At 63.7% G+C, this 22,510-nt stretch carries 20 protein-coding genes and 1 pseudogene; 6 read left to right on the forward strand and 15 right to left on the reverse strand.

Annotation, left to right across the window (positions count from 1 at the left end; translation table 11 throughout):
• The first annotated feature begins 36 nt into the window (after positions 1-36).
• Positions 37-495, forward strand: coding sequence for a CopD family protein (locus OKW41_RS45525; protein WP_429452412.1), 459 nt, complete (start codon positions 37-39; stop codon positions 493-495).
• Positions 496-559: 64 nt separating this feature from the next.
• Here OKW41_RS45525 and OKW41_RS45530 read toward each other — a convergent pair whose 3' ends face one another.
• From OKW41_RS45530 to OKW41_RS45555, 6 genes are all read right to left on the reverse strand, one after another.
• On the reverse strand, positions 560-1,768 hold the full coding sequence (locus OKW41_RS45530) for a chromate transporter (protein ID WP_429452410.1): 1,209 nt from the start codon (positions 1,766-1,768) through the stop codon (positions 560-562).
• 38 nt (positions 1,769-1,806) lie between these two features.
• A complete protein-coding gene (locus OKW41_RS45535) occupies positions 1,807-4,167 on the reverse strand; it encodes a bifunctional diguanylate cyclase/phosphodiesterase (RefSeq protein ID WP_429576437.1) in 2,361 nt (786 codons plus the stop codon).
• Positions 4,168-4,653: 486 nt separating this feature from the next.
• A complete protein-coding gene (locus tag OKW41_RS45540; protein WP_429452405.1) occupies positions 4,654-5,553 on the reverse strand; it encodes a PhzF family phenazine biosynthesis protein in 900 nt (299 codons plus the stop codon).
• Positions 5,554-5,747: 194 nt separating this feature from the next.
• Positions 5,748-6,212: a RidA family protein gene (locus tag OKW41_RS45545; RefSeq protein WP_429452403.1), complete on the reverse strand. Its 465-nt coding sequence runs from the start codon at positions 6,210-6,212 to the stop codon at positions 5,748-5,750.
• A gap of 103 nt (positions 6,213-6,315) precedes the next feature.
• Positions 6,316-7,512, reverse strand: coding sequence for a PLP-dependent aminotransferase family protein (locus OKW41_RS45550; RefSeq protein ID WP_429452401.1), 1,197 nt, complete (start codon positions 7,510-7,512; stop codon positions 6,316-6,318).
• A gap of 127 nt (positions 7,513-7,639) precedes the next feature.
• Positions 7,640-8,332, reverse strand: a complete 693-nt coding sequence (locus OKW41_RS45555; RefSeq protein WP_429454561.1) for a VOC family protein — start codon at positions 8,330-8,332, stop codon at positions 7,640-7,642.
• A 231-nt stretch (positions 8,333-8,563) separates the two neighbouring features.
• Here OKW41_RS45555 and OKW41_RS45560 point away from each other — a divergent pair, with 231 nt between their 5' ends.
• The 4 genes from OKW41_RS45560 to OKW41_RS45575 all read left to right on the forward strand — a co-directional run bounded on the left by OKW41_RS45560 (position 8,564) and on the right by OKW41_RS45575 (position 13,434).
• A complete protein-coding gene (locus tag OKW41_RS45560; protein ID WP_429576438.1) occupies positions 8,564-10,021 on the forward strand; it encodes a PLP-dependent aminotransferase family protein in 1,458 nt (485 codons plus the stop codon).
• 118 nt (positions 10,022-10,139) lie between these two features.
• Positions 10,140-12,038: a molecular chaperone HtpG gene (gene htpG, locus OKW41_RS45565; RefSeq protein WP_429576439.1), complete on the forward strand. Its 1,899-nt coding sequence runs from the start codon at positions 10,140-10,142 to the stop codon at positions 12,036-12,038.
• 188 nt (positions 12,039-12,226) lie between these two features.
• Positions 12,227-12,943 (forward strand): chorismate--pyruvate lyase family protein, encoded by a 717-nt coding sequence (locus OKW41_RS45570; protein WP_429452396.1) that lies wholly within the window; start codon positions 12,227-12,229, stop codon positions 12,941-12,943.
• Positions 12,943-13,434: a DNA-deoxyinosine glycosylase gene (locus OKW41_RS45575; RefSeq protein WP_429452394.1), complete on the forward strand. Its 492-nt coding sequence runs from the start codon at positions 12,943-12,945 to the stop codon at positions 13,432-13,434. Before OKW41_RS45570 ends, OKW41_RS45575 begins: the two co-directional genes overlap by 1 nt.
• A 25-nt stretch (positions 13,435-13,459) precedes the next feature.
• Here OKW41_RS45575 and OKW41_RS45580 read toward each other — a convergent pair whose 3' ends face one another.
• The 6 genes and pseudogenes from OKW41_RS45580 to OKW41_RS45605 form a co-directional block, all read right to left on the reverse strand.
• Positions 13,460-13,954 (reverse strand): GNAT family N-acetyltransferase, encoded by a 495-nt coding sequence (locus tag OKW41_RS45580; RefSeq protein WP_429576440.1) that lies wholly within the window; start codon positions 13,952-13,954, stop codon positions 13,460-13,462.
• A complete protein-coding gene (locus OKW41_RS45585; protein ID WP_429335979.1) occupies positions 13,945-14,346 on the reverse strand; it encodes a cupin domain-containing protein in 402 nt (133 codons plus the stop codon). The genes OKW41_RS45580 and OKW41_RS45585 overlap by 10 nt, the downstream gene beginning before the upstream one ends.
• 81 nt (positions 14,347-14,427) lie before the next feature.
• Positions 14,428-15,255: an AraC family transcriptional regulator gene (locus tag OKW41_RS45590; RefSeq protein ID WP_429576441.1), complete on the reverse strand. Its 828-nt coding sequence runs from the start codon at positions 15,253-15,255 to the stop codon at positions 14,428-14,430.
• 142 nt (positions 15,256-15,397) lie between these two features.
• Positions 15,398-15,691: a contact-dependent growth inhibition system immunity protein gene (locus OKW41_RS45595; protein WP_429452389.1), complete on the reverse strand. Its 294-nt coding sequence runs from the start codon at positions 15,689-15,691 to the stop codon at positions 15,398-15,400.
• Between the two features lie 9 nt (positions 15,692-15,700).
• On the reverse strand, positions 15,701-16,534 hold the full coding sequence (locus OKW41_RS45600; RefSeq protein ID WP_429576568.1) for an RNase A-like domain-containing protein: 834 nt from the start codon (positions 16,532-16,534) through the stop codon (positions 15,701-15,703).
• A gap of 117 nt (positions 16,535-16,651) precedes the next feature.
• Positions 16,652-17,071: pseudogene (locus OKW41_RS45605) on the reverse strand (SIR2 family NAD-dependent protein deacylase); the annotation flags it as partial.
• A gap of 256 nt (positions 17,072-17,327) precedes the next feature.
• Here OKW41_RS45605 and OKW41_RS45610 point away from each other — a divergent pair.
• Positions 17,328-19,568: an NADP-dependent isocitrate dehydrogenase gene (locus tag OKW41_RS45610; RefSeq protein ID WP_429576442.1), complete on the forward strand. Its 2,241-nt coding sequence runs from the start codon at positions 17,328-17,330 to the stop codon at positions 19,566-19,568.
• Positions 19,569-19,658: 90 nt separating this feature from the next.
• Here OKW41_RS45610 and OKW41_RS45615 read toward each other — a convergent pair whose 3' ends face one another.
• From OKW41_RS45615 to OKW41_RS45625, 3 genes are all read right to left on the reverse strand, one after another.
• The gene (locus OKW41_RS45615) at positions 19,659-20,345 is read right to left on the reverse strand and encodes an OmpA family protein (protein ID WP_429452385.1); all 687 of its coding nucleotides are present in this window, start codon (positions 20,343-20,345) and stop codon (positions 19,659-19,661) included.
• Between the two features lie 44 nt (positions 20,346-20,389).
• Positions 20,390-21,154, reverse strand: a complete 765-nt coding sequence (locus tag OKW41_RS45620) for a flagellar motor protein (protein ID WP_429576443.1) — start codon at positions 21,152-21,154, stop codon at positions 20,390-20,392.
• Between the two features lie 64 nt (positions 21,155-21,218).
• The gene (locus tag OKW41_RS45625; protein WP_429576444.1) at positions 21,219-22,469 is read right to left on the reverse strand and encodes a Crp/Fnr family transcriptional regulator; all 1,251 of its coding nucleotides are present in this window, start codon (positions 22,467-22,469) and stop codon (positions 21,219-21,221) included.
• Between the last annotated feature and the right edge of the window lie 41 nt (positions 22,470-22,510).

The following is a 22,510-nucleotide window of genomic DNA, read 5'->3' on the forward strand; positions in this document are numbered from 1 at the left end:
CTAAACGGTGTGGCGTCGTCGGGAGAGGAAAACTACATGAACAAGGCTATCGAAGTCGCGCTTTTTCTGCATCTGCTCGGGGTGGCGGTGTGGGTCGGCGGTATGGTGTTCGCGCATTTCTGCCTGCGCCCTGCGCTCGGCGATCTGTCGCCGCAACTGCGCCTGCCGCTGTGGGAGTCGGTATTTGGCCGCTTCTTCAACTGGGTCGGGGTGTCGGTGCTCGTGATCCTGATCAGCGGCGGCTTCCTGCTGATGCAATTCGGCGGCGCTCATGCTAGCTGGCCGCTGCATGCGATGGCCGGTCTCGGCATCGTGATGATGCTGATCTTCGGGCATATCCGCTTCGCCGTGTATCCGCGCATTCGCCGCGCGGTGCAGGCGCAGAAGTGGCCCGATGGCGCGCAGGCGGTCGGTACGGTCCGCCGTCTCGTGCTGATCAATCTCGTGCTGGGCGTCGTGACGATCGGCGTCGCTGTGCTGTCGCGCGGGTTCTGATCGCCGAATCGCCGGACCGCCGGATCGCCAACGGCGCAGCAGGCTTCGTGCGGCCCGCGACGCATCACGTCGTGGCGCCGTACGCGAGCCACAAACCGCACGCCACCGCCACCGTTCCATACACGGCATACACCGGCACCTTCAGCTTCGCGAAGCACATCGCGGAGAACGTCGCGGTCAGCAGATAGATCGGCTCCAGCGGTACGTGCACGGCAATGCGCAGTACCGCGACCGCGAGAAACGCGGTCGTGACCGCGCGCAGAATCCTCATGCCGTGCTCGAAGCGCGGGTTCACCTTCAACTGACGCAGATGCCGCTGCGCGAGCACGACGAGGCAGCCTGACGGCACGAATAGCGCGAGCGTCGCGATCAGCGCGCCGAGCCAGCCATCGACGAGATAACCGAAGAACGGGACCACGTTCAGCAGGGGTCCCGGGGACAACGGCGACAGCGTAAACGCGAGCGTGAAGTCGTTATCGGATACGCCGACCACCGGCGTGACGAACAGCGTCTTGAGCACCGGCAACGCCGAGAAGCCACCGCCGAACAGCGTCATGCCGGCGCCCGCGAGGCGCGGCCACAGCAGCGCGAGGTCATAGCGATGCGGCAGCGGCAGCGCAAACAGCACGAGCAGTACGCCGAGCGCGGCCAGCAGCCGATAGTCGCCGCGCTGGAGCGACACGGCGAGTCCCGAGTCGCGCTCCCGACTCGCGAACCAGCCGGCGCCGAAGGCCGCGCTGAGCATCACCACATACGCCGCGGCGCTGTGCGCATAGAGCAGCGCGATGCTGCCGAGCAGCGCCGCCGTCCATTCGAGCTTGCCCCGCACGAGCGCGCGGGTTTGCTTGTACCAGGTGACCGCGATCAGCGTCGCGAGCACGACGCTGAAGTGACGCAGCAGGGTTTGCGACGCGATCGTGTGCACGATGGGTGTGCGATAGAAGATCGCGAACAGCGTCATCAGCGTGAAGAAGGGCAGTACGCTCGCCACCCCGGCGACCCATGCGCCTGCGCGTCCGCGCAGCGCGTGCCCGAGCTGCACGGCGACGTTGCAGCCGACGGGTCCCGGCACCATCCACGCGAGCGCGATCAGGTCCGAGAACGCCACGCGCGAGAGCCGCCCCTCGCGTTCCACGTAATGATGCTCGAGCTGCGCCATCAACGCGAGACCGCCCCACGACAGCGCCGACAGGCCGCACACGACCCGGAACAGCGTCCATAGCGGTTCCCGTTGCCCGCGGCGGGCAGCCTCATCGCTCGTGATGGTCTGCATCGGCGCTGCACGGGCCCCGCTGTGCGGGCGCCCGTCCTTTAATTGTTGCTGGATAGGCTGCTTGCGCTGTGGGCTTCGTGTGCGACGCGGCGGCCGCCGACGCTGTTCATGCCGCATACCCCGAAGCGCTCGAGCAGTGCCGGGATCGCCTCCACTGGCACCGGCCGCGAGAACAGGAAGCCCTGTGCCTCGATATGGCCGAGCGCGGCCAGCCACGCAATCTGCTCTTCGGTCTCCGTGCCTTCGACCACCACCGTGAGCCCGAGCGAGCGCGCGAGGTTGACGATCGCGGTGACCATTACGCAGACGCTGCGGTCGCCCGGAATCGCCTGGACGAACGAGCGGTCCACCTTCAGCGTATCGACGGCAAAGCGGTTGAGATAGGACAGCGAAGAGTAGCCGGTGCCGAAATCGTCGAGCGCGATGCGTACGCCGAGACGCTTCAACGCGAAGATCTTTTCGGAGACCACTTCCGGAAACTCCATCATCGTCGTTTCGGTGATTTCGAGTTCGAGGCGACGGGCGGAGATGCCGGTTTCCTCGATCGCGCGCGAGACCGTTTCGAACAGGTCGCCGCGCCAGAACTGCACCGCCGAAATGTTCACCGCGAGCGATAGCGTGTCGTAGCCCTGCTGCTGCCATTGCGCGAGCTGACGGCATGCGGTCTCGATCACGAAGTCGCCGATCGGCACGATCAGGCCTGTCGACTCGGCCACGGGGATGAACTCGTTGGCCGGGATCAGTCCGTGCTGCGGATGGTTCCAGCGCACGAGCGCTTCGAAGCCGGTGATGCAGCGGCGCTTCAGATCGATCTTCGGCTGATAGGCGAGGAACAGTTGCCCCTCGGCCAGCGCGACGCGCAACTGCTGCTCCCACTTCATCAGATGGTCCGCGCGATGCGACAGATGCGGCGAATAGAACTGGTAGCAGTTCTTGCCGGCGTCCTTCGCGCTGTACATCGCGAGGTCGGCTTTCTTCAGCAGGTCGATCTCGCTTTCGTTGGCGACCGAGTACAGCGCGATGCCGATGCTCGCATGCAGCACGAACGCGCTGCCGCGCACCTCGAACGGCTTCGAGAACGCTTCGCCGGCGGCTTCGGCGAGCGCGACCGCGCGCTTTTCGACATCGTCGCCCTTGATCAAGACGACGAACTCGTCCCCGCCGATGCGGCTCAGCGCGCCGTCGTCGCCGACCGCGGTGGCGAGGCGCGAGGCTGTCATCTGCAGCACGATGTCGCCGGCGTTGTGGCCGAGCGTGTCGTTGACGGTCTTGAAGTTGTCGAGGTCGATAAAAAGAATCGCGAGGCGACCCAGGTTGAACGGCTGCGCGACGTCATGGCGCAGCGCCTGCAGCGTCGCGTAGCGATTGCGCAGGCCGGTCAACAGATCGTATTCGACGAGTTGCGTCATCTCGCGCTCGCGGCCTAGCAGTTTGCCTATCAGGCCGGTCGCGACCGCGAAGAAGCTGAGCATCGCGAGCGAGATGAAGCCCGCCATCAACAGATAGACGTTGCGCGTGTGGTTGTAATCGGCGAATTCTTCGCCCTGCGAAAGACCGACGAGCACGCCGAGCGGATAGCCGTCGATGTGCCGGTACGACACGATGCGCGTGACGTTGTCGATCGAATCGACGTAGGTGCCCGACACATGCTCCGAGGTCGGATACGTGCCGCTCGCGGTGAACGTGCTGCTCGTCCTGCTGGCGTTGCCGGTGCGGCGCGCGAGCACGGTGCCGCTGTCCGAGATCACCGCGATCACGCCTTCGCGGCCGATCGCCGCGTTGTTGTAGAAGTCCGACGTAAAGTAGCTCGGGTCTTCGGAGACCACGATGACGCCCGCGAACGAGCCGTCCGGATGATTGAGACGCCGCGTCATCTGCAGCGTCCAGTGACCCGACACGCGGCCGAGCACGGGCTTGCTGATGTACAGCTGGTCGTCGTTTTCGTGCTCGTGGACCTTGAAGTGCTCGCGGTCCGACAAGTCGATGTGAGCGGGGTTGAGTTCGGCTGTATTGGCGATCAGTCTGCCGTGCTCGTCGATTATCGACACCTGCACGAGCGTTTCGCTTTGCACGACGCCTTTTTCGACCGTGCTCGCGAGATCGAAATGATTGGGCGTCTTTTCGAACTCGTACTTGACGAAGCGCGTGATCTGATCGACCTGGTGAATCGCCTTGATGGTGTGCTGCTCGAGCGCCGCGGAAAGTATTGCGGAAGACGCCATCGCTTCGCGGTACGTCGCGTCCCTTTCTACCGACAGCCGCGCGAAGATCACGGTCCACAGCAGGATCAGTACGAGTACCCCGAGCGCTGGAATGACGAGCAATGCGCGCCGGCGCGTGACCAATGGATCGCGTCGCGGCCTGGCTTCGCGCGGCTCGGAGAAGCGGGACTGAGTCATCGCGCGGGCCTTGGCTGGGTGCGGGCCGCTTGCAAACGCATGGGCATTGACTGCGCGAAATAGATGGATGGCTGCATGGTGACCAAGGTGCCAAAGCTGCTGCGCAGGAAGAGAGGGCGTGGCGCCGCGACGGACCGTCCACAGGTCATCGGATAGAGTTCGCTATATACGTCTCGATATTACTGAATGCCACTGGATTAAGGAAGCTTCCGGGCATGGGGTATACGCTCGCGCGGCGGGCGCCCAGGTGCGGCTGTTCACGTGGCCTGCATCGCCGGTCTTACGACGCGACCGGTCCATGGTTTGTCGAAGACTTCATCGGCAACGGTGCCTGCCACTGGGCAGTTTCTGGCAGGGCTTTTGCAATCCGGCCACGATGAATTCGGAGAACCAGGTATGGCGACGCCCTCGCGCTGCGGCTTTTTGTGGTGTGAAGCGGCGGCATGTGGCGTGTCGCCGTGGCGTGCGCGCGAAGCCGCAGCTCGCTTACGCGAGCCGGCACGTGCCGTCGACGATTGTCACCGAAGGCCCGCCGATCCAGATCTTGCCGCGCGCATCGTCGTAGTGGACCGACACGTCGCCCGCGCGCCCGAGCGCGGTGCCCTGACGCGCCGTGTAGCGCGCGGCGGGACGACGGTGCTGCAGGTTCAGCAGACCCGCGAGCGCGGCATTGGCGCTGCCCGTCACCGGGTCTTCGCCGACACCGAAGCCGCCGCCCGCCATCAGGCAACGGACCTCGAACGTCGCGGGGCCGTCGGCGTCGTGCGGTCCATACACGGCGACGCCGTGCGTGTCGACCGAACGCACGAGCTCGGCGAGCGCCGCCGCGTCGGTTTCGAGCGCGAGGCAGGCGCGTGCCGAATCGACCCGCACGACGAGCCACGGCGCACCGTTGTCGACCGCGCATGGCGGCGCGCTGAAGTCGATCGCCTGACTACGTAAAGCCGTAGACAGCGCTTCGTAACGATGCTCGGCGAGCGGTGTCACGCGCGCGGGCGGCGCGGCGAACGCCCATGCGCCGTGCATGTTGTCGCCGCTGTCGAGCGCTTCGAGTTCGACGATACCCACCCCGCATTGCTGGATCAGCTTGCCGGCCTGCTTCGGCTGGTAGCCGCTTTCGCGCAAAGCATGCGCGGTGCCCAAGGTCGGATGACCCGCGAACGGCAACTCGCCCCCCGGCGTGAAAATGCGCACGCGATAGTCGGCGGCCGCGTCGGTCGGCTTTAGCAGAAACGTGGTTTCGGACAGATTGGTCCAGCGCGCAATGGCCTGCATTTGCGCAGTATCGAGCGCGTCGGCATCGAACACGACGGCAAGCGGATTGCCCTTGAACGGTGTCGACGTAAACACGTCGACCTGTTTGAAACGAACGGTGTGAGCGGACATCGACAGGCCCCGGCGCAATGGACGTTGAGGGAGTTCGCGGATTCTATCCGTCTGCGCGGCGGCGATCCACCGTCGCATCAAACAAAAACGCGCCGCCGGTGCGTGACACCGGTCGGCGCGTTTCAATCGCAATGCGGCGTGAATCAGGTGCCAATCTCGCGCGACACCGCACGCATTGTCACATCGCGTCGATGCTATTGGACCTCGGCGATCAGCTCGATCTCCACGCACGCGCCGAGCGGAATCTGCGCGACGCCGAACGCCGAGCGCGCGTGCTTGCCGCGTTCGCCGAACACGTCGGCGATCAGCTCGGACGCACCGTTGGTGACCAGATGCTGCTCGGTGAACTCGAGCGTCGAGTTGACGAGGCTCATCAGCTTGACGACGCGCGTGACGCGGTTCAGGTCGCCGACGTGCGCATGCAAGGTGGCGAGCAGATCGATCGCGATCGAGCGCGCGGCGGCCTTGCCTTCGTCGGTGGAGAGCGTCGCGCCGAGCTTGCCGACCCACACCTTGCCGTCCTTCCTGGCGATGTGGCCCGACAGGTACACCGTGTTGCCGCTTTGCGCGCTCATCACATAGGCCGCTGCCGGCGCACCCGCCGCCGGCAGTTCGATGGCGAGTTCCTTGAGCTTGTCGTACACATTCGATTGAGCCATATCGTGTCCTCGTTTCGGTGAGATTGCATGAATGCAGGCGGGGCGAAGTCCGCACGCAACGCGCGTGCAAGCTTCGCCTCGATGGCAGTGCGGCTAACTCCGTTCAGATTTTCGCGCGCACGAGTGCGGCGAGACGCGCAACGCCTTCGTCGATTTTAGCCGGTGGCACCGTGACGAACGACAGACGCAGCGTGTTGTGCTGGGCTTCGCTCGCGAAGAACGGAGCGCCCGGCACGAACGCGACGTTCTGCGCGACCGCTTCCTCGAGCAGCTTCATGGTGTCGATGCCCGCCGGCAGATTGACCCAGATGAACATGCCGCCTTCCGGACGGTTCCAGCTGACGCCATCGGGCATATAGCGCTCGAGCGCGGTGAGCATCGCGTCGCACTGGTTGCGGTATAGCTCGCGGATCGTCGGCACGTGCGTGTCGAGAAAGCCGTCCTTGACCACCTCGTGCACGATGCGCTGCGTGAAGCTCGGCGTGTGCAGGTCGGTGGCCTGCTTGGCCTGCACGAGTTTGAAGATCAGCTCCTCGGGCGCGATGATGAAGCCGACGCGCAGACCCGGCGCGAGCACCTTCGAGAACGAGCCGAGATAGACGATGTGATCGGGCGCCATCGACAACATCGTCGGCAGCGGTTCGCCCGCGTAGTCGAGCGCGCCGTAGGGATCGTCCTCGATCACCGGGAACGGCGCGGTCTTCGCGAACTCGGCGAGCACGCGGCGGCGTTCGACCGGCAGACGGCGGCCCGTCGGATTCTGGAAATTCGGCTGCGCGTACAGCAGACGCGAGCCATTGGTCAGTTCCGGCTTCAGGCCCTCGGGGATCAGGCCCTGCTCGTCGGTCGGCACCTGCACGTAGTGCGGCTCGTACATCGAGAACGATTGCAGCGCGCCGAGGTAGGTCGGCGTTTCGACCAGCACCGGGCTATCGACGCAGATCAGCACCTTGCCGAGCAGGTCGAGCGCCTGTTGCGAGCCGGTCGTGATCAGCACCTGCGACGCACGGATCTGCGCGCCGTTGATCGAGTAGCGCTGCGCGACCCATTCGCGCAGCGGCAGATAACCTTCGGTCGCGCTGTACTGCAGCGCCGCGGCGGGCGTGTCGCGCAGGATGCGGTCGGACGCCTCGCGCATGCGCTCGGCCGGGAAGGTGGCAGGCGAGGGCAGGCCGCCGGCGAAGGAGATGACTTCGGGCCGTTCCGTGACCTTCAGGATCTCGCGGATCGCGGAGCTCGTGAGCTTGCGCGCGCGTTCGGACAATTGCCACGTCGGGGCTTTCAGGTCGCTTTGGTCCATGATCTCCTCTGGTATTTCTGGAACCGGTCAAAATTTCAATTATCGCGCGACTGGCCAACCATTGCCGCTGGGGTGCCACCGGGGGTGCCACCGGGGTTGTCACGGGGGTTGCCCAATCACGCGCTGTTTATCCGAGGGTTCGAGAACCCTCGGGTGTTTCGAATTCGGCGACGAGCGCCGCCGCGCCGTCGGTCGGCTGTACGTCGAGCAGATGCGCGGCGCCGAGCCAGCGCAGTTGCTCGCCAATCAGCTCTGGCCGCGGATGCACGGCTTTCAACGCTTTCAGCGCGAGGTCGGTCGGCGCCAGCGACTGCGACGGATGCCGCATCGAGTCCCACTGGATCAGCGAGGGCAGCACGCCGTCGCCGGCGCCTTGCCACGCCGGGAACGACCCGTCGTCGGGCACCGTCAGGCCCCACGTGAAATCGCCGCGCGTCATCGGCACGACCGGCGCGATGCGCTGCGGATACTGCGCTTGCCACGTCGCCAGATGCTTCGGCCGCTCGACGCGCGCGACCCAGTGCGACAGATACGGCCCGTTTTCCAGTCGCGCCTGCGTCGCCGGGTCGTCGAGCGCGAACAGGCGCGGGCGCGGCGCGGTGCCATCGGTTGCGTCGGCCGCGGCGTGCGGATCGATGGCGATCACTTCCAGGTAGACGCCGCCCCACAGGCCGAGCAGGCGATTGTGGGTCCGCATCAGCGGATGCGCGCCACCGCCGGCCGGCGCGACGCCGAGCGTATCGGCGACGTACTGGACGCCTTCGTCCAGTGTGCGCGCGGAGACGACGAGGTGATCGAGGCTGAGCGATTGGGCTGTCAGGGTGGTCATGGCGGATCGACGGAAAACGCTGTTCTTCGCAAGGGCCAGTTGCGCGCCACGCTTGAAGGCTGCGCTACCGGGGCCGTAAGCATAACCGTTTGCCGGATCGGCGGCCCATGCGGATAGATTTGCATGGTGTCACCAGCCTCGCTGGATTCAAATGTAACGACCGTGACCTGCACAGTAACGGTACAATCGGCGCGATACTGTTCGGTACAGTTGGAGTCCGTCATGTCCGTCCCGCTTACCCAGATTCCTGCCCCGCACGACACCGCGTCGTTGACGCTGGTCGAACAGCTGGTCCAGTGGGCGCGGCGCCGCATCGAGGAGCGCGTGTTCCGCCCCGGCATGCGCATGCCGTCGATCCGCAAGCTCGCGCTCGACAAGGGCGTGTCGCGCTTCACGGTGGTCGAAGCGTACGAGCGACTCGTTGCGCAGGGTTTTCTGGAGTCGCGGCGCGGCTCCGGCTTCTACGTGCGTGAGCGCCAGGGCGGCGCGGCGAGCGTCACCGAGCTGCACCCGCGCGCCGAGACGCTGCCCGCGCCGGCCAATATCGACGTCGTCTGGCTGCTGCGCAACATGCTGCACACCGGCGCGCGGCCCGAGCGCAGCCCGGGCCTCGGCTATCTGCCGGCCCGCTGGCTCGACGGCGACCTGATCACCAACGCGCTGCGCACGCTCGGCCGGCAAAGCGGCATGCAGATGCTCGGCATCGGCACCGCGCAAGGTTTCCTGCCGCTGCGTCAGCAGTTGCAGACGCGGCTCGAGGAGTTGGAGATCGGCGCGTCGCCTGAGCAGATTGTGATGGTGTCGGGCATCACCCAGGCGATCGACCTCATTTCGCGCATCTACGTGAAGCCGGGCGATGCGGTGATCGTCGGCGATCCGGCGTGGTTCCAGATGTTCGGCTGCTTCGCGTCGCAGGGCGCGCGGCTCGTCGGCATGCCGTACACGCCGGACGGCCCCGATCTCGACGCGCTCGAAGCGCTGGTCCAGGAATGGCGCCCCAAAATGCTGGTGATCAACTCGGTGCTGCAGAACCCGACCGGCACCTCGCTGAGCGCCGCGCAGGCGTTCCGCATCCTGCGGCTTGCCGAGGCGTACGACTTCATCGTCGTGGAGGACGACATCTACGGCGACCTGTGCCCGCCCAGCTACGCGGGTACGCGGCTCGCGAGCCTCGATCAGCTAAAGCGCGTGATCTACCTCGGCAGTTTCTCGAAGACGCTTGCGCCGAATCTGCGCGTCGGTTTCATCGCATGCGCGGCAGAGGTCGCGATGGTGGTCGCCAATCAGAAGATGCTGGTCGGCATGACGAGCCCGGAGTTGAACGAGCGCGTGATCTACAAGATCCTGACCGAGGGCCACTACCGGCGGCACGTCGAGCGCATTCGCGCACGGCTCGACGGCGTGCGCGAGAAGGCCGTGCGGATGATCGAGAAGACCGGCATGAAGCTGTTTCTGACGCCGGCGGCCGGGATGTTCCTGTGGGCCGACACCGGCGTCGATGCAGGCGCGCTCGCCGCGGCCGGGCACGAAGCCGGCTATCTGCTGACGCCGGGCGGGCTGTTTTCGCCGCAGCAGTCGCCGAGCACGTGGATGCGCTTCAACATCGCCAATTGCGGCGATCCTGAATTACCGGCGTTCCTAAGCCGTTATCTCGACGGCGTCGCGCGCCGCCCCTCTTGAAACCGCGCCGGAGCGTCCCCATTTGCGCGGACGATCCGGCACGGCGGGCCCGAACCGCGGTTGGAATCCGCTTCGGCCGCCGCTCATCCCCCATTCGCAACCGAGAGGAAGTCCGACCATGGCACAAGAAACCATGAGCTTTCAGGCAGAAGTGAAGCAACTTCTGCAACTGATGATCCATTCGCTGTACAGCAACAAGGAAATCTTTCTGCGCGAGCTGATTTCGAACGCGTCCGACGCGGCCGACAAGCTGCGCTTCGAGGCGATCGAAAACAGCGCGCTGTACGAGAACGAAACGAATCTGCGGATTCGCGTGTCGTTCGACAAGGCCGCGCGCACCGTCACGATCGACGACAACGGCATCGGCATGAGCCGCGACGAGACGATCGCGCACCTCGGCACGATCGCGCGTTCGGGCACCAAGGAATTCTTCGGCAAGCTGTCGGGCGACCAGCAGAAGGACGCGGCGCTGATCGGCCAGTTTGGCGTGGGCTTCTACTCGGGCTTCATTGTCGCGGACAAGATCACCGTCGAGACGCGCCGCGCCGGTTTGCCGGCCGCGGAAGGCGTGCGGTGGGAAAGCGCGGGCGAAGGCGATTTCGCGGTCGAGACGATCGAGCGCGCCGCGCGCGGCACGACCATCACGCTGCATCTGCGTGCCGATGAGGACGAACTGTTGTCGTCGTATCGGCTGAAGTCGATCATCCAGAAGTACTCGGACCACGTCGCGCTGCCGATCTTGATGCGCAAGGAAGAGTGGGACGCGGAAAAGAGTGAGATGGTCACGAAGGACGAGGACGAGACCGTCAACCAGGCGAGCGCGCTGTGGACCCGTTCGAAGAACGACATCACCGACGATCAGTACAAGCAGTTCTACCAGCACGTCTCGCATGATCATCAGGATCCGCTGACATGGACGCATAACCGCGTCGAAGGCCGCAGCGAATACACGCAGCTGCTGTACGTGCCGGCGCATGCGCCGTTCGATCTGTGGAACCGCGAGCAGCGCGGCGGCCTGAAGCTGTACGTGAAGCGCGTGTTCATCATGGACGACGCCGAGCAACTGCTGCCCACGTATCTGCGCTTCGTGAAGGGTGTGGTCGATTCGGCCGATCTGCCGCTCAACGTGTCGCGCGAAATCCTGCAGGAAAGCCGCGACGTGAAGGCGATCCGCGAAGGTGTGACGAAGCGCGCGCTGTCGATGCTCGAAGAACTGGCCAACGCGGATAACGACGCCGACAAGGAAAAGTACGCGGGCTTCTGGAAGGAATTCGGCCAGGTGCTGAAGGAAGGCATCGGCGAGGATTTCGGCAATCGCGAGCGCATCGCGAAGCTCGTGCGCTTTGCGACGACGCATACGGGCACGGCCGAGCAGACCGTGTCGCTGGCCGACTACGTCGCTCGCATGAAGCCCGAACAGACGAAGATCTACTACGTGACCGCCGACACGTGGCAGGCCGCGTCGAACAGCCCGCATCTCGAAGTGTTCCGCAAGAAGGGCGTCGAAGTGCTGTTGCTGACCGATCGCGTCGATGAATGGATGCTGTCGTTCCTCAACGAATTCGACGGCAAGCCGCTGCAAAGCGTCGCGCGCGGCGACCTCGATCTCGGCGCGCTGAACGACGAGGAAAAAGAGGCGCAGGAGAAGATCGGCGAAGCGTTCAAGCCGCTCGTCGAGAAGATGAAGGAAGCGTTGAAGGACAAGGCGAAGGACGTGCGTCTGACGTTCCGCCTGACCGACTCGCCGTCGTGCCTCGTTGCCGACGACGGCGAAATGAGCGGCTACCTGCAGCGCATGCTGAAGGCCGCGGGCCAGCAGGCGCCTGAGTTCCATCCAATTCTCGAAGTGAATCCGGAGCACGCCCTCGTGAAGGGTCTGCATGCCGATAGCGCGAATTTCGATGACTGGTGCCATCTGCTGTTCGATCAGGCACTGCTCGCCGAAGGCGGCGCGCTGGAAGATCCGGCGAGCTTCGTGAAGCGGACCAATGCGTTGCTGCTGTCGCGCGCGGGTTGAGCGTGAGCCGAAAGCGTTGATGTCGTTGCTGGATTGACGCCCGGTAGTTGAGAAATGCGCTGCTTCGGCAGCGCATTTTTTTTGCCTTCTGGTTTGCGTCGGCTCCCCTGGCTGAAGGAGCGCGCACGATCGCCGCGGTCGTTGCCGCGAAAAATTACCGTCGGAGCACGCCGCTATAATCCGACACCATGCCTATCCGTTTCGATCCCGCCGACGCGCACTGGCGCGTCGCGCCTTTGGCCACTTTCAGCGCCGCCCAGAAAGACTGGCTGACCCGCGGCGGTTCACTGACCGCGCACCTGCGCGCGCTCGGCGCGGTCGCGGTGCGCGTGACACGCGAAGCCGTCGCGCTGCCGTGGCCCGACGAAGCCGCCGCGCTCGGACTCGCGCCGCGCGCGCCGGTGTGGGTGCGCGAAGTGGTGCTGTCGGTCGATGGCGTGCCGTTCGTCGCCGCGCATAGCGTGACGCCGCGTGCCGCGAGCGTCGGCATCTGGCAGGCGACGCGCCGGCTGCGCACCCGGCCGCTCGCGGAGTTGCTGTATAGCGATAGCAGCGTCGCGCGTTCGTCGCTGGTGAGCCGCAGGGTGGGGCAGCGGCATCCGTTGTATCGGTTGGCCGCGCATGAAATCGACGGCGGCGATCGGCATGCGCCGCATGCGCTGGTGGCGCGTCGCTCGGTGTTCGAGCGGCATGGCGCGCCTTTGATGGTGACCGAATGCATGTTGCCGGCACTGTGGGAGCAGTTGCGTGCGTTGGACGCGGCCGCTCGCGCGCACGCTGCCGCGTCAGGCACCGGCGCGGCGCATATCGCGCACGCGCGGGTGCGCGAGCACGGTCGTCCGCTCGATCACACCGCGTCGCGTGCGCACAGCGTGCCGCGTAGCGCCGACGAGCGGAGCCGCTGATGTCGTTCAAGCGTTGCTTTGCGCCTGTCGTCGACGCTGATACGCGGGTCTTGATCCTCGGTAGCTTGCCGGGCGAGGTGTCGTTGGCTCACGGCCAATACTACGCACACCCGCAGAACAAATTCTGGTTACTGGTCGGTGAAGCGATAGAACGGGATCTGGTTGGTCTGGCCTATTCGACGCGTCTTGAGACGTTGCTCGAACACCATATCGGACTGTGGGATGTCGTTGCCGAGGCTCGTCGAGCAGGAAGCCTGGATAGCCGGATTCGCGACCATGCCAGCAACGATCTGATTGCTCTCATCGATACGCTGCCGAAACTGGCTACCATCGCCTTCAACGGGGGGACGGCGGCCAAAATCGGGATGAAAGCGTTGGGCGAGCGCGGAGAGCAATATCGGCTTGTCCGTTTGCCATCGAGCAGTCCCGCCCATGCCTCGGTTTCATACGCTCAAAAGCTGGACATATGGCGACGGCTAACCTGCGTCTGATCGACCGACAGGATGCCATTCGCGGTCATAGATCGAGCGCAAGAAACCGTGTGCCTTCGACTGGATTCTCGTAGTAGGGCGCGGTTTCGACGAACCCTAACCGCTCGTAGATGCGCTGTGCAAAACCGGTTTGCGGAACCGAGTCGAGAACCAGCGTCGAGAATCCCAATGTCTTCGCTTTCCCGATCACCGATGTGACCAGCGTTTCGCCAAGCGACAACCCTCTGAATGCTTCACGAACATAGAGCCGTTTGATTTCCGCAGTCTCTGCCGTATGACGAAGCAGCCCCGCGCAACCGGCGAGCTCGCCGTCGGCGTCGGCGACGAAGAACATGCCGGATGGCAGCGTATAAACGTGTTCGAACGCGTCCATTTCTGCATCGAATCCACGGTACGACAGATCCATATCCAGCCAGCGGACATACTCGCGGATCACGGCGACGAGGTTGTGCGTGTCGGCGGGGAATACGGCTTCGCGAACGATCGGCCGCGGCGTTTGCATGGCGGCTCTCAGATCCATACGTCGTTTTCGGCCGTTCTTTCGTTGGTCGTATCGCCAGTATTGACGACGCCGCGCGGTTCGATGAGCAGCAGCTTCACCTCGGACTCGGCATACGGCTTGTGCTCGACTCCCTTTGGTACCACCGCCATTTCTCCGGGAAACAGTTCGATCGAGCGGTCGCGGAAGTCGATGCGCAACCGGCCTGCGAGGACGATGAACGTCTCGTCGGTATCGGCATGCCGATGCCAGACGAAATCGCCGACTATCTTTACGACCTTGAACTGATAGTCATTCATTTCAGCAACGACGCGCGGCTGCCAGTGGTCGTCGATCTGACTGATCTTGTCGAGCAGGTTGATGGTCTTGTATTGGCCGCGTTGCTCGGGTGTCGGCTGGGAATCGCTGTGCATGGTGGCTCCATTCGGGTGATACCTGGAACAGAGCATAGTCCCGCCGCCGGCGAGTGTCTTGAACGATCGTGCAAGCTTGCGTTAGCCGGCGTGCCGATCGCTCGTCATCGCGAGCCAACGTGCGGGAGGGATTCCGTATGCGTGGCGAAAATGTCGGGTCATGTGGCTCTGGTCGGCGAAGCCGGCTGCCGCCGCCGCGTCCACGAGGGAAACGCCGCGCAGCATCATCGCGCGCGCGGCTTCGAGCCGGCGCATGACCAGGTAGTGATAGGGGCTGGTGCCGTAAAAAGCTCGGAAATCGCGCGAGAGGCTCCAGCGGTCCTGCCCGCTGAGAATGGCAAGTTCATCGAGCGTGACGGTGTGCGTGCACGATGCGTGCAGATATTCCCGTGCTCGCTGCGCTGCCGCGAAATCCGCGGACTTGCGCGTCTGCCGCGCGCCCGAGGCGTTATCCAGCGCGAGCGCGAGACCGGCGAGCGCCTCGTCACGTTCGAGCGGCTCCGCGTCGTCACGCATCTGGCGCAGCGCTGTCTGCGTGGCTTCGAACAGGCGCGGATCGGTCGTGACGCCGCCTTCGACGAACGGCAGGGGGCGGCCGCCGAGGACTTCCTGGATTGCAGCGGGTTGCACGTAAATCATCTGATAACGAAATCCCTCGTTCGTGCCGGCCTGACCGTCGTGCACTTCGTCGGGATGCAGGACCATCGTCTGTCCAGGTAGGCTGGTGCGCAAACCGCGTCGGTAATGGAAGCACTGAACGCCGGCGAGGGTCAGGCCGATCGCGTAGGTGTCATGCCGATGCATGGAGTACGCGTTGCCGTGGAAAAACGCTTCGATACGTTCGACTCCGTGGGTGGATTCCGAACGGGAAATCCAGTCGGATTGGGCTTTGCTGGTATCGCCGTCCATCACACGCTCCGGCTTGGTTTGGCAGATCTGCGGGAACATCGATATCGGAGGATTGTACCGGTGCGAATGTTCGCACGCTTGGCATGCACGATAGTGCGACTGACGTCAGTGTCTCGTCGCGGGTCCGGTCCTGAGCAATTGCCTACTCACTCAGTAACCGCTTCAATTCGTCAAGGAAGGAAGCAGTGGTGTAACCCCACAACTCCGGGCCGAACTGGGAGCCATACGTATCTTCGAATGCATCGTCCAGATTGCTAAAGTTCTCTCTCTCGAAGTTTTCAATTTCAACAAGTATGTTCCTTAAACTCTCTTGTGAACTATCTCTTCTGTAGCAACCTACGATCACCTTGATGGTGTTACCCCAGTACGAAAAATCCTCGTTAAGGTACACACCAAAGAGCTGGTTTAGTTCGGGGTACAGCGGATTTTCATTCATAACTGCGTCTCATAAGTCGATGAACGCCGTCAGGACGTAATAGGGCATTCCATTGTATATCTCCCGCTTAAGTACCACCAAAATCTTGTTTCCTTTCGCAAATTGTCCTGTCTTCCTGACAACCCCGTAACCGACGTCCCCAGATATGTGCCTTGTTAAACGCAACGGAGCACTCGTCGCAGACTGAGACCAGGATCTGATGCGGGTAGTTTCGCCCATCATCACTTCCGAAATGGCTTTCTCGGCAGTCTTCTGGTCTTTAAATGATGTCGCCGCTTTTATCCGTGGCTCATCTTTCAGTCTTTGTCGCAACCAGGCATCATCCTTTCCCACATGCTTCAAAAGTGTATGCCCGTCAACCCCGCGAAGCGTCTTCGCTTCATGCATGTTCAGGTTGATCTCGCCCATCGTGATACGCGCAGCCCGCACGGCCTTGATTGACCCGGCAAAGCCGAACGGCACGACCATGTCAAGTGACAGGCCGATATTGTTGGCCATGTCAGGACTTGCCTTCATTGCCTCGGCCAGCTTCGTCGTACCCTGCTGGGTCAATGTGGCCGTGTCCTGGCCCGTCCAGACCTGACGCAAACCAGCCGCCGCCGTATCAGAACCATGTACGCCGAACACGACACACCCTGCCTTGGTGAGCATGGTCGGTTCCGGGATCACACACAACGCACTTGCGCCGACCATTTCCAGCACGCCACCGACGATTTGCAACCCGCCCCATAGCCGGTTGGAAAGCATTTCGGTCTGGGTGATTGACTGCCTTGCCAGTACCGCCGCCAGTTGCGGCGCGCTGAGCACCACGCGCACGCCGTCCGCGTCCTGTTGATACGACATTCCGAACTTCTCCGTAGCTGTCGGGACTGCCACGCTAGCAGGCGACAACAGGGAGAGGAATGGGCGACGGATGAAAATTCGGGATCTGATGTATTCAGGCGTACTGCAGGACTGTCCGCATTGCAGGAAATGGATCGATCCGTGGCATTCGAACAGGCGATCGTCGGCGAAGCCGGCCTTCTGGAACTGGCCATCCACATTGCTGGTGAATACGAAGCCGCCGCTTCTTTTCGCCGATGCCCAGCTGCGCAAGATCTCGAAACCCGAGTGCGGGACGGTGCGCCGGTACAGGTTGAGCCGATGGCCGTAGAAACCCCATGCGCGGACCGGATCACGCAGGAAGGCTGTTCCATTGGCAATGTCATGGAAATTGATTCCGCCGGTCTTCAACGCCGGATAAGCCGCCCAGAATCCGTGATCGCCTCGAAGGTCGGGTAGCCCGGAATCGACGCCCATGCCTGCGCCCGCCGTGATCAGAATGCCGTCGGCTTCGCGTATCCAGTCAGTCGCGATCGTCATTTGCTCTGCCGTGTCCATGCGTGCTCCCCGATGTTCACATTCCGAATTCTCCTCGCAGCCCGAAAATGAGGCAGAATCCAAACGTGCGACCCGTTGCGCGACGCAGTCCGCCGTGTTCGCTTAATCGTTCCGCTTTGGCGTTCCAGGGCCCCGCGTCGCCATCCGCCACGCCCAGCGTTTGTGTCCTGGCGTTGTCGTTTTCCTGATCGACGTTTGCGCATCCTGCCCGTATCACGTGCGAGATGCCTCTCAACCGCCCGCCCAGAGTCTAGCAATGACGACCCAGCAACCGACCATCATCTACACCCTCACCGACGAGGCGCCGCTGCTTGCGACGGCCGCGTTCCTGCCGATCATCCGGACCTTCACCAGGCCGGCCGGCATCGAGGTCGAGACCAGCGACATCTCGGTCGCGGGCCGCATCCTCGGTGAGTTCCCCGAGTTTCTGACCGAAGCGCAGCGGGTGCCCGACAACCTCGCGGAACTCGGTCGCCTGACCTCGTTACCCGACACCAACATCATCAAGCTGCCCAACATCAGCGCATCGGTGCCGCAACTGACGAGCGCGATCAGGGAACTGCAGGCGAAGGGCTACAAGGTGCCCGACTATCCGGAAGATCCGAAGACCGACGAACAGAAGGCGATCCGTCAGCGCTACTCGAAGTGTCTCGGCAGCGCGGTGAATCCGGTGCTGCGCGAGGGCAACTCGGACCGTCGCGCGCCGGCCGCGGTGAAGAACTACGCCCGCAAGCATCCGCACAGCATGGTCGAATGGAGCATGGCGTCGCGCACGCACGTCGCGCACATGCGGCACGGCGACTTCTATCACGGCGAAAAATCGATGACGCTCGATCGCGCGCGCGACGTAAAGATGGAACTCGTCACGAAGAACGGCAAGACGATCGTGCTGAAGCCGAAGGTCGCGCTGCAGGACGGCGGGATCATCGACAGCATGTTCATGAGCAGGAAGGCGCTGCTAGAGTTCTATGAAGACCAGATGGAAGATGCGCGCAAGACCGGCATGATGCTGTCGCTGCACGTGAAGGCGACGATGATGAAGATCTCGCATCCGATCGTCTTCGGCCACGCGGTGAAAGTGTTCTACAAGGACGCGTTCGCGAAGCACGGCAAGCTGTTCGAGGAACTTGGCGTGAACGTCAACAACGGCCTCGTCAATCTGTACGAGAAGCTCGAGACGCTGCCGGAATCGCAGCGCGAGGAGGTGATCCGCGACCTGCACGCATGCCACGAGCATCGTCCGGAACTGGCGATGGTCGATTCGGCGAAGGGCATCTCGAACCTGCACGCGCCGAACGACGTGATCGTCGATGCGTCGATGCCGGCGATGATTCGCCTCGGCGGCAAGATGTGGGGCGCCGACGGCCGTCCGAAAGACACCAAGGCGGTGATCCCGGAGAGCACGTTCGCGCGCATCTACCAGGAGATTATCAACTTCTGCAAGACCAACGGCGCGTTCGATCCGGTCACGATGGGCACCGTGCCGAACGTCGGCCTGATGGCGCAGAAGGCGGAAGAATACGGCTCGCACGACAAGACCTTCGAAGTGCCGGAAGACGGCGAGGCGCGCATCGTCGATCTGGCTAGCGGCGAGGTGCTGCTCACGCAGAACGTCGAGCAGGGCGACATCTGGCGCATGTGCGAGGTGAAGGACGCGGCGATCCGCGATTGGGTCAAGCTCGCGGTCACGCGCGTGCGCAATTCCGGCATGCCCGCGGTGTTCTGGCTCGACCCGTATCGCCCGCACGAAGCGGAGCTGATCAAGAAGGTCGAGGCCTACCTGAAGGATTCCGACACCACCGGCCTCGACATCCAGATCATGTCGCAGGTGCGCGCGATGCGTTACACGCTCGAGCGCGTCGTGCGCGGCCTCGATACGATCTCGGTCACCGGCAACATCCTGCGCGATTATCTGACCGACCTGTTCCCGATCATGGAGCTGGGCACGAGCGCGAAGATGCTGTCGATCGTGCCGTTGATGGCGGGCGGCGGCATGTACGAGACCGGCGCGGGTGGTTCGGCGCCGAAGCATGTGAAGCAGCTAGTCGAAGAGAACCATCTGCGTTGGGACTCGCTCGGCGAGTTCCTCGCGCTCGCGGCGTCGCTCGAAGAACTGGGCATCAAGACCGGCAACAACCGGGCGAAGATCCTCGCGAAGACGCTCGACACCGCAACCGGCAAGTTGCTCGACAACAACCGCAGTCCGAGCCCGAAGACGGGCGAGCTCGACAATCGCGGCAGCCAGTTCTATCTGGCGATGTACTGGGCGCAGGAGCTGGCCGCGCAAACGGACGACGCCGCGCTCGCCGCGCAGTTCGCGCCGCTCGCGACGCAGCTGACCGCCAACGAGCAGGTGATCGTGGCGGAGCTTGCGTCGGTGCAGGGCGCGCCGGCGGACATCGGCGGCTATTACAAGCCGGACTTCAACAAGCTCGAAGAGGTGATGCGGCCGAGCCGTACGCTGAACGAGGCGCTTGGGGCGGTACGCGTCGAATGACGTGATGCGTGAAGTGAGGTGATGTGAAGACGAGCCGCCGGCGGGCGGCTCGTAGCAGGGAAGGGCGGCCAATGCTACCGGCGAACGCGTTCAATACTGCACGACGATCGCGACCCGCCGGTTGGCCGCTCTTGCCGCCGCGTCATTGCCGGCGACCAGCGGAAAATTGTCCGCCCGTCCGATCGCGGCCAGCCGATGCGGCTCGATCCCGCGCTCGACCAGATACCTGACCACTGCGCCCGCGCGAGCCGACGACAGCTCCCAGTTGGACGCATACTTCGCGGTCGAAATCGGCACACTGTCGGTATGCCCCTCGACGAGCACATTCCCCGTCGCATCCTTTTGCAATCCCTGCGCGATCTGATTGAGTACATCGAACGAATCGGGCAGCAGCCGCGCATCGCCGGCGTTGAACAGGATCTTCGCGTTGACGCCGATTTCGACGCCGTGCGGCACGTCGGTCACCGTGATCAGCCCTTTCTCGCGCAGCGCATCGAGCCATGCGCTCAACTGCTTGCGCGCCTCCTGTTGCGTGCCGCCTGCTGGCGCGGGCGCGCTCTGCTGCGATGTTTTCGTTTCGAGCGTCTGATACCTGAGTTCGAGTTGCTTCGATCTCGCCAACTGCAACACATATAGCGCGAGGAACAGCACCATCATCGTCGTGATGAGGTCCGCGTACGAGATCAGCCAGCGGCCGCCCTCGGTGCCTTCGCCGCCCTGTTCGGCGCGATCGTCCGCGCCGCCTGGCGCGCGCTTGCCACCAGCCGTCGTTTGCATAGGTGATTGTTCCGTTTCCAATGAGAACGCGCTCGATGGCAGGCTCAGGCCAGCGACTCCGCCGCGCGCCCGCGCACCTCGCCCGTCAGGCGCGTTGCGATCGTATGCGGCGACTCCTTGCGTGAAATCGCGAGCAGCCCGTCGAGATAGAGGCGGCGAAACCGCACCTCGCTGTCGACCTGCGCCTGCAGCTTGCCGTACAGCGGCAGAAACACCAGATTCGCGAGCGCGAGACCATACAGCGTCGCGACGAACGCCGTCGCGATCCCCGAGCCGAGTTGCGCCGGGTCGAGAATGTGATTGGTGACCTGGATCAGCCCGAGCACCGAGCCGAGGATGCCGAACGTCGGCGCGTAGCCGCCCGCCTGCTGCCACACGCGCGCCGCCGCCATGTGGTTGCGCGCGTACGCATCGAGTTCGCGCTGCAGCGCATCTTCGAGCACGGCGGTCGACACGCCGTTCGCGAGCAGTTCGAGCCCGCGTCTGGCGAACGGATGAATGCCGCTGAGGTCCATCGATTCGAACGCGAGCAGACCGTTGAGCTTCGCCTGGTCACCCCATTCGAGGAGGTCGGAGAGGCTGTTCTGGTCGACTCGTCGCGCGCGCGTGAACGCGAGACTGAGCAGCTTCAGCGCATCGAAGAAGCGCGCCCACGTGTTCTGAATCATCACCGCGCCGAACGTGCCGCCGAGCACGATGACGAACGCCTCGTACTGGAACAGCGTCAGAAAATGCCCGCCTTCGAGCGCGAAGCCAAAAACGATTGCCGCTCCACCGAACAGCACACCAAACAACGTCAACAGATCCATGCTTTTCCTCGCTCGGCGCCGCGCTCACGCTGCGCGCATGAGCGACGGCGCGCCGTCAAACCGCTTAGCGCGCGGCGTCCTGCAGCGCCGCGCGCGGCGCCGCCGGTGCCTTCAGTGTCTTCACCGCGTCGAGCAGCCGTTGCTCGATGTCGCCGACTTCGATCGCATCGATCTTGATATCGCGCCGCATCACCCACGACACTTCGTTGCGACGCACTTCGGTCATCACCGCCAGCAGGCGCTCGGCCACTGGCTGCCCGTCGACGCTGGCGAGCAGCTTCGCGAGATCGTACGTATCGAAGCCGCTGACGGCTTCGAACAGCGTGCGCTGGTCGACGAAGGCGAGATCGTCGAGCGAATTCAGCGCGCCGCTCTGGTGCGTATTGCGTCGCGAGAAATAGGCGACGCCTTGCTGCTCGACATAGGTCAGTACCTTCGATTTGCGGAACGCGAACACTTCGTCGGCGATTTCGCCGTGCGACAGCTTGTTCAGAATCAGCGTCTTGTCGACACCGATCAACGCTTCCAGATCGGTCAGCTCGATCAGCTCGAGTTCGCTGTTCACCGCGATATCGAGGTCGCCGTCCGCGACCTGCTGCGCGCGATCGACGATGCGCGCGGCGTCGAACGTGACGACCTGGCGCGCGGCCGCGCCGTCATACGCCGAGTATTCGTTCGACGCGTTAGTCAGCTGGCCGGGCTGCGCGGCCTCGATCGTAACGAGGTTGAGCTTCTCCATCCGCTTGAGCATCGCCATCACGTGCGGACGCGAATGGCCGGCAATCGCGCGACACTTCTTGATCACTTCGACGAGCGGCACCGAGATCTCCTCGGCGTGCGATTGCAGCGGCCGGCGTCCCCAGCTGTCGTTCCCATCGCGCCGTTCGCCGTTCGACATCAGCGTCAGCACGTGCGCGTACGAGAGTACGCCCGGCAGAAAGTCGGCGTGGGTGTAGGTCGCAAGCAGATCGTCCTTGCGCTTTACGCGACGAATCAGCGTGCGCGTGATATGACGCAGCAACGGCGACACGCGCTCGATCTCGTCGTCGAGCATGCCGGCCGGCACGACGGTCAGTTGACAGAAGGTCAGCGCCTTCGCCGTGTTGCTGCGTGGCTCGGCAGCGAGCAACGCGGCCTCGCCGAAGAATTCGCCACGGCCCAGCATCGCGACGACGACCTTCTTGTCGTCGCAGCGAGTGGAAAGTTCGACCTTGCCCTCCGTGATCAGAAAGACCACGGCCTCACCCGAGTAGCCCTCGGAATAGATGATCTCGCCGGGCGCTGCTGTGCGCGTCCAGGACTGTTGACGATTCAAAGTAATTCCCCTGCAGCGCTGATTTGTAATGGCGGCCGTGC

It is taken from the genome of Paraburkholderia sp. UCT70 (assembly GCF_050434085.1).
Taxonomy (GTDB): domain Bacteria; phylum Pseudomonadota; class Gammaproteobacteria; order Burkholderiales; family Burkholderiaceae; genus Paraburkholderia; species Paraburkholderia tuberum.